The following is a 13720-nucleotide window of genomic DNA, read 5'->3' as shown; positions in this document are numbered from 1 at the left end:
TTATCTGACGTACAGCGTACATACTCATTTTTATACCCTGAGCTTGTAAGTATTTGGTTAATCGAATATAACCATAGCTCTGCTTTGTCTCCTCATGGGCTATTTTCACCAATATCGTCTGTTGATTTCGTTGAATCGTTCTTTTGCTCACGCCTCTCTTGAGCCAATCATAAAAACATGAAACTGAAACATGAAGTAATCGAGCCATTAAGGTAATTGGAAAAGAATATCTTTTTTGTTTCATATAGGCGTACCTTACTGACTTTCTTTGGCAAAGTACGCTGCTGCCTTTTTTAAAAATTCACGTTCCATTTCAGCTATTTTGAGCTGTTGTTTGAGTTTTTTATTTTCTTCGAGTAGAGCGTTTAGATCAGGTGAATACTGTTTTGTACCTGCTAAAGTTCCAGCCTTTGCTTTGGTATTCCAATTTGAAAGAGTTTGCATTGAAATGCTAAGTTGTCTGGCTGTTTCCGAGACATTGCCTTGATTGGCTTCAATTAATTTGATGGCTTCAGCTTTAAATTCTGTGGTGTAAGTCTTGTGTTTCTTGCTCATGGTAAACTCCTGATGAGTGTGTTTAGTTTACCAAGTTAAAACCTCCTGTTTTTTCAGCACACATCATATATCAACCTCTGGCCTACTTTCAGACACTCTATCTACAGCAACAAATACTCTTACAACAACTACGACTGGCCTTGTTTCTAATGCCGTTGGCACTGTTACGGGTAGTATCGGTTCTACAAGCCCTGTAGACACTGTTACCAATATTATTGGTGGTGTAACAGGTGGTATTAGTAGTGGCAATCCTCTTGAAACCGTAACCAATATTATCGGCGGTGTAACAGGTGGTGTGACCGGTGGAACTTCTCCAATTTCTCCAGTCATTGATGTAGTTCAAGGCGGTATCGATATTCTTCAAGGTGTCGAAAGCTTAAAAACAGACATTATCAACACTGGCATTGAAACTGTTGCTGGAACAATCATTGGAGTACTCCCACAAACTGAACATCCTGTTTCTGAAATTGCAGACCTTGGCACATTAACTTTCGAAACTTCCCGTGACACGGTAAATGGTGCACTTGAAGTTGTTTCTGATTTAGTGGGTGGAGATATCTCAGGCGCAACTGCTTCAGCAACTGGTATTGTTGAAACACTTATCAACAATGGTACAACTGCTACAGGCATTGTCACTGGCGTTGTAGGAAGTGTTACAGATGTGGTGGGTGGCGTAACTGGTGGTGTTGGTGGTAACCCTCTTGAAGTTGTGACTGACATTATTGGTGGTGTAACTGGCGGTGTTGGTGGCAATCCTCTTGAAGTCGTGACTGACATTATTGGCGGTGTAACTGGTGGTATCGGTGGTGGCACATCTCCAATTTCTCCAGTAGTTGATGTAGTTCAAGGCGGTATTGATATCCTTCAAGGTGTCGAAAGCCTAAAAACTGAAATTATTAATACAGGTATCGACACTGTTGCCGACACAATTATTAGCATCCTTCCACAAACTGAACATCCTGTTTCTGAAATTGCAGACCTCGGTACACTAACTTTCGAAACTTCCCGCGACACGGTAAACGGCGCACTTGAAGTTGTTTCTGATTTAGTGGGTGGAGACATCTCAGGCGCAACTGAATCAGCGACTGGCATTCTCGGTACACTTATTACAAATGGCTCTACTGCAACTGGTTTGGTAACAGAAATCCTTGGCGGTGTAACTGGCACTATTGGTGGCGTAACTGGTGGTGTTGGCGGCAACCCGCTTGAAATTGTGACTGACATTATCGGCGGTGTAACGGGCGGTGTTGGTGGTAACCCTCTTGAAGTCGTAACTGATATTATTGGTGGTGTAACGGGCGGTGTTGGCGGCAACCCGCTTGAAGTCGTAACTGATATTATTGGTGGTGTAACGGGCGGTGTTGGCGGCAACCCACTTGAAGTCGTGACTGACATTATTGGCGGTGTAACTGGTGGTATTGGTGGCGGAACTTCTCCAATTTCTCCAGTAGTTGATGTAGTTCAAGGCGGCATTGACATCCTTCAGGGTGTAGAAAGCTTAAAAACTGACATTATCAATACAGGTATCGACACTGTTGCCGATACAATTATCGGTATTCTTCCACAAGTAGAGCATCCAGTTTCTGAAATTGCAGACCTTGGCACGTTAACTTTCGAAACTTCTCGCGACACGGTAAATGGTGCACTTGAAGTTGTTTCTGATTTAGTAGGTGGAGACATCTCAGGCGCAACTGAATCAGCGTCTGGCATTCTCGGTACACTTATTACAAATGGCTCTACTGCAACTGGTTTAGTAACAGAAATCCTTGGGGGTGTAACTGGCACTATTGGTGGAGTTACTGGTGGGGATAGTCCTCTTGGTGTAGTAACCGATCTTCTTGGCGGCTTAACTGGCAGTGTAGGTGGCGATAGCCCGCTCGGTGTAGTGACTGACCTTCTAGGTGGTTTAACTGGTGGTGTTACTGGCGGCACAGACAACCCTATCGGCATCGTAACAGATATCGTAGGTAGCTTAACTGGCGGTGTGACTGGTCAAGGTGGCTTAGATGTTATTTCTAATTTACTCGGTGGATTAACTGGTGGTAGCTTACTCGGCGGAGTAACTTCTACAGTATCTAGCGTAACAAATACAACGCATACTATCGTACCTCAGTCATTACTTACTGATAACTTCTTAGATAACTCTTTCCATACTGTTTAATATCATTAAAAGAAAGCCACTTTTATAAGTGGCTTTCTAACTTAATATCGTTTCAAATATTAATTAATACTAATGAATCTCTTTCCATCTATAATATTTTTTATGTGCTAGCTCTAACATTGCATAATCATTAGGCGTATCACCATAAGCATAAATTGTAGGATATCGGGTTAAATCATATTTATTTCTTATTCTATTTACTTTTTCTAAATAACCACAATCCCCATCAATAAAATGACCTGTTAAAATACCATTATGTATTTCAAGTTGATTGCATATAACCTCTAAACCTAAAGAATGACACCAGCTTTCTAAATAAACACCTAATGATGCTGATACAACAACGATCTGATCACCTTGTTCTTTATGCCAAAGAATACGCTCCAAGGCATTTTCACGAACACAGGTAGGAAGCACATCTTTAGCAAACTCTTGTCCCATATATTTCAGAGAGTTCGCATCATAGCCAACATAACCTACTTGGCAGAGCTTAGTCCGAATGGTTTTATCCGTTACCCAACCCAGCTTATAGCCAGCTATATAGGGCGCAAGTCGAATACCACCGACGAGTTGTGTTTTTCTGTCTAAAGAATATTTAAGAAATAAGCTGAATGTGTCGGTATGAGTAATGGTGCCATCAAAATCAAATAAGGCTAGGTTCATTTATGATTATCTCTAATATAATTAAAAAGTTATAAATTTAGATTTTTTAAAAATTACTAAAAAACAAGCACAAAAAAACCGCTATAAAAGCGGTTAATTCTTCAAGTTGGTGCGCTCAGAGAGATTCGAACTCCCGACCCCTTAGTTCGTAGCCAAGTGCTCTATCCAGCTGAGCTATGAGCGCGTAACTTGTGTGCCTTTCAGCGATTCGTTCTATTTACTTGGTGCGCTCAGAGAGATTCGAACTCCCGACCCCTTAGTTCGTAGCCAAGTGCTCTATCCAGCTGAGCTATGAGCGCATTAAGTAATGGCGGTGAGAGAGGGATTCGAACCCTCGATACCAGTAATAGGTATGCTTCCTTAGCAGGGAAGTGATTTCAGCCACTCATCCACCTCACCGGAACGAGCCGCCATAATACAAACTAAAACCACATTGTTCAAGTCATCATACTGAAATTTTCTTGTTTTTTAGTTCAATGAATTATTTTTTAAGCGATTTACTCATTATTTTCGTCTTTTTCGATCAAACGCTTGTTAAGATAGATATTATTTCTTCATCAAAATACTGTAGTGCATAACACATTATTGCAAACCTAAACGTGCAGTTCGGGTCTGCATGGCTTATGCTAAACTTATCTGCCAAGCGTGAAACCAAACGACATGACAAAAAACTGGGCTGACCCTGAAGCGAAAGCTGAAGCTGAACGTTATGACAATCCTATTCCAAGCCGTACTCTTATTTTAGATACATTGGAGCAGGTGCAAACACCACAATCTCATGCAGAGCTTGTCGATCATTTTAATATTCATGACCAAAAAAGTATCGAAGCGTTAAGTCATCGTTTAAGCGCTATGGTTCGTGATGGTCAAATCATGAAAGACGGTTTTAAATTTCAGTTGGTGGCAGATCAACCAACCTATGAAGCAACTGTTTATATTAATAGTAAAGGTTTAGGTACAGCACATATTGATGGTCAAACTGACCTTTTACTTCCTGAACGTGAATTACGTTTAGTATTTAATGGTGACCGAGTTAGAGTGCGCCAGACTTCGGTAGACCGTAAAGGTAAACCGTGGGGTTTTATTACAGAGGTTCTACAACATCGCGTCAAACAATTGATCGGTAAATTGTCAGTTCATGATGGCGAATATTTTATTCAACCCAACAATCCTAATCAGCACCAGCCTATTCCTTTGGAAAAAGAACTTGTAAAACATGCTGAAGCGAATGTTGGCGATATGCTACGTGTTGCAATTGATAGCTATCCGACCCGCGAAGAGTTTTCAACAGCGCATATTATTCAGTCTATGGCGGACAAAGCTGATACAGAAATTATCATTCCACAAACTATTCTTGAATTTGGTTTGCCATATGAATTTCCAGATCAGGTATTAAAAGAAGCTGAAAGTTTTAAAGAGCCATCTGCTCAAGACCGTGAAGGCCGCATTGATTTAAGAGATTTAGCATTAGTTACCATTGATGGTGAAGATGCTCGAGATTTTGACGATGCAGTTTATGCAGAAAAACGTCCAGGTGGCGGTTACCGTGTTGTAGTCGCGATTGCCGATGTAAGTCATTATGTACGTTTAGATTCAGCCCTTAATGAAGAAGCTGAGGAACGAGGTACTTCGGTATATTTCCCACACTTTGTATTACCAATGCTACCAGAAGCACTGTCAAATGGTTTGTGCTCTCTGAATCCGCATGTCGACCGCCTATGTATGGTCTGTGACCTAAAACTTTCTCGTACAGGCCGTGTAACTGGTTATGAGTTTTATCCATCAGTCATGCATTCAAAAGCGCGTTTGACCTACACTCAAGTAGCACAATATTTTGAAGGCGCGACAGATGCGATTCCAAAAGATCGGGATGTTCATAAATCATTAAATACGCTTTTCCAACTTTATCAAATTTTGAAAAACTTGCGTGCTGACCGTCATGCAATGGAATTTGAAACCATTGAAACGTATATGACTTTTGACGAGCTGGGCGGAATTAAAGAAATTTTGCCACGTACGCGTAATGAAGCGCATAAACTCATTGAAGAGTGTATGTTGCTTGCTAACGTAGCGGCTGCTGAATATGCGTTAGAAAATGATATTCCAATGTTGTATCGCGTACATGAAGCTCCTGAGTTTTCACGTATTCAGAAAGTAAAAGACTTTGTGAAATTGTTGGGTCTACCCTTCCCTGACCAGCCAACTCAAGCAGACTATCAAAGAGTAATTGAAGCAACCAAAGATCGTATTGATGCACCAAGCATTCATGCCGTTTTATTACGCTCAATGATGCAAGCCTATTATGGTGCAAAAAATGCAGGCCACTATGGTTTGGCATATGAGGCATATACTCATTTCACTTCGCCAATCCGTCGTTATCCAGATTTACTCTTGCACCGTGCTATTAAAGCGCACTTAAAACAAAAACCTTATCCTCTTTCTGGTGCCGCACTAGATGATGCGGGTGAACATTTTTCCCAAACAGAACGCCGTGCCGATGAAGCTTCTCGTAGCGTAACGACTTGGTTGAAATGTCACTACATGCAACAGCATTTGGGTGATGAGTTTATTGGTATTGTAAGTGCAGTGACCGAATTCGGTTTATTCGTGACGCTTAAAGACTTATATGTTGATGGTATGATTCATATTAGTCAGCTTGGTGATGACTTCTTTATTTATGACCAAGCGAGTCAAACTCTTGTAGGTCAAAATAGAGGTCAAGTTTTTGGTTTAGGTGATGAAGTTAAAATTCAAGTTGCTGGGGTAAACCTTGAAGAACGTAAAATTGACTTCCAACTCCTTCAACAAGTTACCCACGCAGGACGAGTCGTTCGTAGCCGAGCTCCACGCACAACTAAGACTTCTTCACAGGCAACTGAAGAAGTCTTCAGTAAATCAACTGGTAGTGATGGTGAAAGACCTGTTCACAAAAAGAAAGAAAAAGCTAAGCCTAGCTCTTATACCAAAAAATCTGGTAAAAAAACCTCAGTAAAAACTGAAAGTAAACCAGAAAAGGTAAAGAAAAAGTCTAAGCCTAAAAAGAAAAAAGCGAATGCGAAGCCAAAGGCTGAATAATTAAATCCTAGATGTTGCCAATTCAGAAATAAGCCTCCAATGTGAGGCTTATTTCTTTTTAAAAAGGTTATTTTGCAAATTAAACTTGATTTCCTACCTGACAGGACCTACATCTAATACCATGTTTAAAAAATAATGTGGCTAACAGCAATGACTCTCCAACAAGCGACTTTACCAACTCCGCGCTTTGATCAAATTAAATTAGAAAATTTAAAACAAGATATCGAGCAAGCAATTCAAGCAGGTCAGGAATTTTTAAATACACTTACAGCTGTACCTACCGATACAGCTCAACAACTTGCCGTACTCGAACAAGTCGATACACTTGAAAACAACCTCAGTGAATCATGGGGCGTTTTATCACATTTGAATGCGGTGATGAACAATGCTGAAACCAGAGAAGTCTATCAATCATTATTACCAGCATTGAGCGAATATTATACTCAGCTTGGACAACACACGGCGCTCTATCAAACTTATCAGCATATCCATGATGGTCAAGGCTATACATCGCTTAGCCCAGCCCAACAAAGTGCTATTCGCCTCGCTTTACGCGACTTTAAACTTTCAGGTGTGGCTTTAGAGGGTGAAGAGAAAAAACGCTATGCAGATATTTCTGCGCGTCTTTCACAACTTTCTTCTGATTTTTCTAATCATGTGCTTGATGCGACACAAGCTTACTTTAAACCCCTTACAGAAGCTGAGCTAAAAGGCCTGCCAGAAAGTAATGTTGAGTTATTAAAACAGTACGGCAAACAACGTGAACTCGACCAAGCTGTAGCAACGCTGGACTTTCCAGCTTATTTTGCAATCATGACCTATGCAGATGACCGTTCATTGCGTGAGGAGCTTTATAGAGCTTATGTCACTCGTGCATCTGATCAGTCTGAACAAACTGAGTTTGATAACAGCAAAATTATGGAAGAAATTTTAAGTCTTCGTCAGGAAATGGCGAAGTTACTTGGTTTCAATAACTATGCTGAATATTCTCTGGCAAGCAAAATGGCGCCAGATGTAAAAACAGTACATGAATTTTTGGTTGATTTAGCAGAACATGCGCGAGCTCCTGCTCTTCAAGAAGTAGCGGAACTTCAAGATATTGCCAAACAAGACGGTGTTGATGAACTTAAACCTTGGGATAGCACTTACTATTCAGAGAAACTTAAACAGCAACAATTCAACTTATCTCAAGAAGCATTAAAACCTTATTTCCCTGCACCGAAAGTCATTCAGGGTTTATTCCAGATCGTGCAGCGCTTATATGGCATTAATATTATCGAACGACAAGCACCAGTCTGGTATCCAGATGCACGTTATTTTGAATTAGAAGACCAAGGCCAAGTTATTGGTGGCTTCTTCTTTGACATCTATGCACGTACGGGCAAACGTGGTGGTGCATGGATGAATGGTTTCCGTTCACGCATGCAAACTGTTCATGGTTTACAAAAGCCAATTTGCTATATGGTGTGTAACTTCACTCCGCCAGTAGGTGATCAGCCTGCTTTACTTACCCATGATGAAGTAATTACTTTATTTCATGAGTTTGGACATGGTTTACATCACATGCTAACCGAAGTAGACAATATTTCGGTTGCGGGAACTCATGGTGTTGCTTGGGATGCGGTAGAACTACCAAGCCAGTTTATGGAATTTTGGTCTTGGGATAAAGAAAGTCTAGATGTTTTAAGTGAGCACATTGAGAGTAAACAAACCTTACCACAAGAGTTACTTGATGCTTTATTAAATGCTCGTTTCTTCCAATCTGGTATGCAGACTTTACGTCAGCTTGAATTCGCATTGTTTGATTTGACTATTCACACTAAAACACCTGCACTAAACAGTGAGCAAATTCAACAAACCTTAAATGACATTCGTAAACAATATGCAGTTGTTCCAACTGTTGACTACAACCGTTTCCAACATAGCTTCAGTCATATTTTTGCTGGTGGTTATGCAGCTGGCTATTACTCTTACAAATGGGCAGAAGTTTTAGCAAGTGATGCATTTGACCGTTTTGAACACGAAGGTATTTTCAACACCCAAACTGGTCAAGAATTCCGTCAAGCAATTTTAGCTGTGGGTGGTAAAGACACTGCACTTGAAGCATTTGTTAATTTCCGTGGCCGCGAACCTAAAATTGACGCATTGTTACGTCATCAAGGTTGGACGAATGACAGCAAAACCGCTTAAACTATGGGCCTAAATTGATCGTGTGGTTAGGGTGATAAAGATGAAAAAACGTTTCATAGCTGGGGCTAAATGTCCAAAATGTGAAGCAACAGATCGGATTGTCATGCTAACCACCGCTGAAGACGAATGGATTGAATGTATCGAATGCGGTTATAGCGAAAATCGTCCGACTCATATTGATGAGCCTGAAGCACCTGCTGTACCTGATGAAGTTGGAGTAATACAGTTCAAGCCTCGTCGTCCTGACTAAAGGTCTTAGAGATGCCACTACAAAGAAAACAAAACTCAAAACTATTGTGGATTTTAATTGGGGGCTTAAGCATTCTTGTAGTGCTTTTTTTCGCAGCACAATGGTTTTTCAAAAAAACCGAGTCATCCTCACCAATGGTTGATCCTCAACCTGTTTCGACACCAGCTCCTGCCACATCTCCTGATCCATCATCAGGTTCTGAACCTGTCGCAGAGGATACGAGTTCACAACAACTTGTGAATGAAGACGTGCTCAAACAGCCTGTACCTGCTCAAGAGTCTTTAGCAAAAGAAGAAGTGTCTAAACTCGATGATATCCATCGCCAGCTAAAAGATCAGGAAGCGACCTTAAAAGCTCAGCATGCAGATGCAGATCAATTAACGAAACTCAAAGAAGAACAAGTTAAGTTGCTTGAAGCCCAGCTCAAACAGCAATAGTTTTCGATGGGGAGTTAAAAAGCTAAAGTTATCTATCTTTAGCTTTTTTATTTTAACTAAAATAATACCAGTCCTCTTTTTTCTCAATTTACGATATTCCCTTACTAAAAAAGCCCTCCATTTAGGAAGGCTTTTTTGTATATCCGATATTTTAATTTAAGTTAATGATACCAACCGAATAACTTAAACACATACGGCACATACGTCACCAATACCAATGATGAGAACAATACAATAATTGGTAGTAGCCAGCGCTCATAACGGAAGTAGAAACTTGTATATTTCTCTTTCGCTTCAGCATCAGCAGCGTTCACCTCATCATCTCCGACGGATAACCGCGTGAGTAGATGGTTCAAGGCAACTGGTGGAGTTACATAACCAAATTCGAATGCAACCAACACAATCATCCAGAAGTGAATTGGATGAATACCATTTTCGTATGCTACAGGCGCAATGGTTGCAGCAACTAAAATTACAGCACCAAATGGATCTGTACACATACCAATAATAGCAAGTAGCAGTGCAATACATGCCAGTGATATATAGATACTGCCTAAATGAGTCGGCAATAATTCAACCACTTCAGAACGTTCAATTAAACCACCAACACTTGCAGATAATGCCATCAAGATAATTAGTGCGCCAATATGGCCTACAGTTTCTGAAGTTGCAAAACGAAGTGCTCCACCAAAACCAAGACGGAACTGAGAACTATGTGGATCATGCGCTCGAAGGAATGGTGATTTCTGTTCGTGTTCACGAACAATCGCCTCATGAATATTAATCGCAGGAGTTTCTTTTGTAGCGACCAATTTGTCATACAAGATCATTGCGATCAGGACTAATGGTAAAATTACTGGAGCAGTAAATTCATTCATTCCTGTGTCTAGCGCATATTTATAAATAGCAAGAACAACAGCAGTGATCAAAATATATGGAATTACAGGTACAAAGGCGCGCATCATGCCTGGAATCGCTACTTTTGGCGAATTCACACGGAATTTATCTTCAGCCAAGAGTAATGAAACACCCAAGAAAATAAATGCTGTTAACCAAAATACATAAACACCATGGCCAAACAGTTCATCGGACGTTACATGACGGCTGTCCAGCATTGCAATTAAAACGACCAATAGACATGGTCGTACAACCACCCCTAAAGAACCTGACATTGCGGATACGGCCAATGCATATTGACGGCGAGCACCCGCATTCCAGACTTCTTTATAAATAATTGCACCTGCTGCAATAACGAAAATACCTGACGCACCTGTATAAGCCGTTGGTACTGCAGCTGCAATTAGAATTAACCATGTTAGGGTTTCTGGTGCCAAATTCCATGGACGAAGCACATTAAGGAACAAATCCATAACGCGTGTTTGAGTTAGAAGCATACCTGCCCAAATAAACAAGGCAAGATTTAAGAAGATACCTGAGAACTCAACCAACAAACCAAGGTAAATCCCTTGCCCCATTGGATAATCCATAAAGAATGTGAACACGATACCTGTAATCAGGGCCATGTAAGCATATAAAGGCACGCATAGTAGCGCTAAGCCAATATTACCGCCTTCACGTTTCGCTGGAGGTGAAACAAAGAGTTGATAAAGACTAATTAAAGTCAGTACAACAAACAGAATCATCCATATCCAGTAAATAGTTACTGTTTCATAGGTAGGTGTCACACCAGAATTGATCACTGAACGATACTGGCTAATTACAGAGAAACTGAGTAGCGCATTAGCAACCACCATAAAGATGGAATAGACTTTGTAATCTATTTTGGTTGCTGGATTACGTAAGCCAATATGGTGAAATTTTAGCGATGCTGTAATCGCAGAAATTAGAACCATAAAAATCAGTAAAATTGCGCGATTTTCTGTACCAAATTTAAAAATACCAAAGAAACCTGTCTCGATAGCACGGTAAGTACGCACACCAGGGTTAGCTTCGATATATTTAATTGTCTTGTCATACGCCTGATATTTCTCATCACATTGTTGCTGCGCAGCGAGTAGCGATGCACGGACATCACTTTCCGATGCTGCACCAAAGAAACTCGAAAAATCATCAGATGCATTCGCTTTCATTTGTTCTTTTACTTGAGCATCGATATTTGGATGTCGATCACAAGTCGGCTTTTCAGGTTCAGCACGCAAAAATGAATATTGCATGCCTATCGCAGGATCACCATAAAGACGCTCCCCGATACGTAATAATTGTCCGTGGATCATTTCCCCGGTACCAATGATTAGAGTCATTAATAGCAAAATGAGGATGACGAATGTTGAGATCCATTCGTTCCATATATAACCCAGCAGACCTAATCCAGATCTTTTTTCTTGATGTCCTTGCATAAATATTCCAATTTTGTTCTCTCAAAAACCTGAAAACAGGCGCTTGAGTCATGCAATTTTTTTGGTCAGGGGGTAAATCCATCCCCCTTCTACCAATCCCTTTATTCAACGATCAAATTTGCATCAAACTTTATCAATAAAGAATGACTAAAATCACTTTTTTAACAGTTTGTATTGTCAATATTTCTTTTTTAATCTTTGAAAGAGCCAATAACATCCCCCAAAGATTGCGCCACCAATTGCACCATATAAGTGAGCTTCAGTTAAAACCGGACTTCCTATTAATTGGGCCGTTCCTGTTTGCCCAAAGGTATTTTCCCATATCAGTTTTGCAATAATTAATCCTAAAACCAGAAAAGCAAAATTCCGTTCTTTACGATATTGCAAATAAACTAAAGCAACTGCTGTATATAACCCGTGTAAAACACCTGACAAACCAGCATATGCCTCGATATAAGGTAAATAAAAATAGAACACCAAACTAATGAACGGTGGCAACAGCAAAAGTAGACTTAAAAGATGCCACGCTTTGGTATGCGGGAAGATAAACGGTAAACAGGCGAATGCCATCATGTTTAAAAGAAAATGAATCCACCCAACGTGTACCCAATGTGCAGTCCATAAACGCCAGAATTCACCGAGTAAACTTTCACGCCAATAAATAAAAGTATCAGGAAACACCTGTAGACAGGCAGATACAGAAATGCACACTGCGACCAAAAGCACTTTATTATTCAGTACATGATCCTTCATGGCACACTCCTTGAAATTAAACTTCTTGCTACCATTGTAAAACTTAACAATAGTCTCGCAAGAAGTTAGTCTTTCAAATATGTTTACTGTGCTGCTGGTGGCGCAGATGAATCTGCTGGAGCTTCAGATGCGGCCCCTCCATCAAACAATTCATCTAGCTCTGCTGCACCTTCATTTTTATCATCCCAGAAATGTGACATGCCATCATCTCCAGTACGCACACCGGTATGCTCAGTCCAATAACGGTCAGAAATACCACGTACAATCAGACCAGCCATACTATCGATTAACTTAAAGTTCGGATTAACAGGCTTATCATCAGCTTGAGATGCGGCATAGGATCTTAATGCATCACGGATTTTTGCGTCATCACCACTTGCTTGAGCAGCTACTGCATATAACGCATGAGATAAGCGAACACCCTTTTGCTCACCAATTTGCACGGATTGCTTTAACGTTTGATATGGATCAGGTTTCCCTTCATCGGCGCCTGGCAATAAAGTCCAGATAACAGCACGTGTTGCGTTAGGTGCACCCCAGAACTTTTCATTATCGAGACAGACCATGCCACGCTCTACAATAGCAGCAATATCTTTTGGAACATTGACTGCGCCACCCGAGTTAATATCATTGGTTACAGCCTGAAGACCACTAATCATTCCCAGTAAATATACAGTTTGATCAGTATCACTACGCATCGTTGGACAAGAATCACCTAAATGATATTTATATTTAGATTCCCAACGATCAGCAAACAACTTATAGCCCGTATATTGACGCTCAGCAGCAATTGCTGCCCAACGCTTCTGTGCAATGCGTGCATCTTGAGCTTCAGTTACCTGCCCTGCTTTTGATGCACGCAAATAACGTAGTTCCTGTTCTAATGCTTGGTTTTCCGCACATACACCTGATGCGGCATACATTAAGACAGCAACACGAGTTGGATCTGCACCCATACCTTTAGTAGACATAATCGCAGGTGTTAGAGCACTACCAGTATTACAAACCATTTCAGCGTCTTGCATTGCCAAAATAGGCGGAACGACGTGCTTTTCCGTAAAACCTAAAGCAACATTTGCTCCGGTTTTCACGACGTATGAACAACCTGATAAAACTGAAGCTGCAAGAAAACTTACCGCCAAACCTTGGCTTATTTTTTGGACTTTAGACATCTTCCTGTCCTCTATGTAATTTGTTTTTTCCTTTTCAGATGTACATTAGCAGATGCATATCTTGAATAAAAGAGTAATTACTCTAATTGTAGCGCTTATACTTTGAC

Annotated in this window: 9 protein-coding genes, 3 tRNA genes and 1 pseudogene; 5 read left to right on the top strand and 8 right to left on the bottom strand. The window is 40.6% G+C overall.

Annotated elements, in window-relative coordinates:
- Nucleotides 1–555: pseudogene (locus ACINWC141_RS19280) on the bottom strand (IS3-like element ISAba22 family transposase); the annotation flags it as partial.
- Nucleotides 556–571: 16 nt separating this feature from the next.
- Here ACINWC141_RS19280 and ACINWC141_RS03790 point away from each other — a divergent pair.
- The gene (locus ACINWC141_RS03790) at nucleotides 572–2716 is read left to right on the top strand and encodes a hypothetical protein (protein ID WP_009388019.1); all 2145 of its coding nucleotides are present in this window, start codon (nucleotides 572–574) and stop codon (nucleotides 2714–2716) included.
- 69 nt (nucleotides 2717–2785) lie between these two features.
- Here ACINWC141_RS03790 and ACINWC141_RS03785 read toward each other — a convergent pair whose 3' ends face one another.
- From ACINWC141_RS03785 to ACINWC141_RS03770, 4 genes are all read right to left on the bottom strand, one after another.
- Nucleotides 2786–3379 (bottom strand): HAD-IB family hydrolase, encoded by a 594-nt coding sequence (locus tag ACINWC141_RS03785; RefSeq protein WP_009387988.1) that lies wholly within the window; start codon nucleotides 3377–3379, stop codon nucleotides 2786–2788.
- Between the two features lie 107 nt (nucleotides 3380–3486).
- Nucleotides 3487–3563 (bottom strand) — tRNA-Arg (locus ACINWC141_RS03780).
- Nucleotides 3564–3601: 38 nt separating this feature from the next.
- A tRNA-Arg gene (locus ACINWC141_RS03775) sits at nucleotides 3602–3678 on the bottom strand.
- 9 nt (nucleotides 3679–3687) lie between these two features.
- Nucleotides 3688–3778: transfer RNA gene (locus ACINWC141_RS03770), tRNA-Ser, on the bottom strand.
- 261 nt (nucleotides 3779–4039) lie between these two features.
- On the opposite strand from ACINWC141_RS03770, the gene rnr reads away from it, so the two are divergent.
- The 4 genes from rnr (at nucleotide 4040) to ACINWC141_RS03750 (ending at nucleotide 9331) form a co-directional block, all read left to right on the top strand.
- On the top strand, nucleotides 4040–6454 hold the full coding sequence (rnr, locus tag ACINWC141_RS03765) for a ribonuclease R (RefSeq protein ID WP_009388054.1): 2415 nt from the start codon (nucleotides 4040–4042) through the stop codon (nucleotides 6452–6454).
- Between the two features lie 135 nt (nucleotides 6455–6589).
- Complete coding sequence (locus ACINWC141_RS03760) at nucleotides 6590–8644, top strand: M3 family metallopeptidase (RefSeq protein WP_034677550.1); 2055 nt, start codon at nucleotides 6590–6592, stop codon at nucleotides 8642–8644.
- A 40-nt stretch (nucleotides 8645–8684) separates the two neighbouring features.
- Nucleotides 8685–8894: a YheV family putative zinc ribbon protein gene (locus ACINWC141_RS03755; RefSeq protein ID WP_004639498.1), complete on the top strand. Its 210-nt coding sequence runs from the start codon at nucleotides 8685–8687 to the stop codon at nucleotides 8892–8894.
- An 11-nt stretch (nucleotides 8895–8905) separates the two neighbouring features.
- Nucleotides 8906–9331, top strand: a complete 426-nt coding sequence (locus tag ACINWC141_RS03750) for a hypothetical protein (protein ID WP_009387941.1) — start codon at nucleotides 8906–8908, stop codon at nucleotides 9329–9331.
- 161 nt (nucleotides 9332–9492) lie between these two features.
- Here ACINWC141_RS03750 and ACINWC141_RS03745 read toward each other — a convergent pair whose 3' ends face one another.
- The 3 genes from ACINWC141_RS03745 to ACINWC141_RS03735 all read right to left on the bottom strand — a co-directional run bounded on the left by ACINWC141_RS03745 (nucleotide 9493) and on the right by ACINWC141_RS03735 (nucleotide 13613).
- On the bottom strand, nucleotides 9493–11688 hold the full coding sequence (locus ACINWC141_RS03745; protein ID WP_009388052.1) for a TRAP transporter large permease subunit: 2196 nt from the start codon (nucleotides 11686–11688) through the stop codon (nucleotides 9493–9495).
- 177 nt (nucleotides 11689–11865) lie between these two features.
- Complete coding sequence (rrtA, locus tag ACINWC141_RS03740) at nucleotides 11866–12441, bottom strand: rhombosortase (RefSeq protein WP_009388058.1); 576 nt, start codon at nucleotides 12439–12441, stop codon at nucleotides 11866–11868.
- An 83-nt stretch (nucleotides 12442–12524) separates the two neighbouring features.
- Entirely contained in the window at nucleotides 12525–13613 is a 1089-nt protein-coding gene (locus ACINWC141_RS03735) for a hypothetical protein (RefSeq protein ID WP_009388004.1), read from the bottom strand.
- Between the last annotated feature and the right edge of the window lie 107 nt (nucleotides 13614–13720).

The sequence above is a fragment of the Acinetobacter sp. WC-141 genome (genome assembly GCF_000313935.1).
GTDB lineage: Bacteria > Pseudomonadota > Gammaproteobacteria > Pseudomonadales > Moraxellaceae > Acinetobacter.
Note: the sequence above shows the minus strand (reverse complement) of the source record. Positions and strands in the feature narration are given on the sequence as shown.

Bases quoted from the DNA above. Each gene is read 5' to 3' on its own strand.
- ACINWC141_RS03760 (WP_034677550.1), top strand. From the start codon at position 6,590: ATGTGGCTAACAGCAATGACTCTCCAACAAGCGACTTTACCAACTCCG.
- rnr (WP_009388054.1), top strand. From the start codon at position 4,040: ATGACAAAAAACTGGGCTGACCCTGAAGCGAAAGCTGAAGCTGAACGT.
- ACINWC141_RS03785 (WP_009387988.1), bottom strand. From the start codon at position 3,379: ATGAACCTAGCCTTATTTGATTTTGATGGCACCATTACTCATACCGAC.
- ACINWC141_RS03750 (WP_009387941.1), top strand. From the start codon at position 8,906: ATGCCACTACAAAGAAAACAAAACTCAAAACTATTGTGGATTTTAATT.
- ACINWC141_RS03745 (WP_009388052.1), bottom strand. From the start codon at position 11,688: ATGCAAGGACATCAAGAAAAAAGATCTGGATTAGGTCTGCTGGGTTAT.
- ACINWC141_RS03755 (WP_004639498.1), top strand. From the start codon at position 8,685: ATGAAAAAACGTTTCATAGCTGGGGCTAAATGTCCAAAATGTGAAGCA.
- ACINWC141_RS03735 (WP_009388004.1), bottom strand. From the start codon at position 13,613: ATGTCTAAAGTCCAAAAAATAAGCCAAGGTTTGGCGGTAAGTTTTCTT.
- rrtA (WP_009388058.1), bottom strand. From the start codon at position 12,441: ATGAAGGATCATGTACTGAATAATAAAGTGCTTTTGGTCGCAGTGTGC.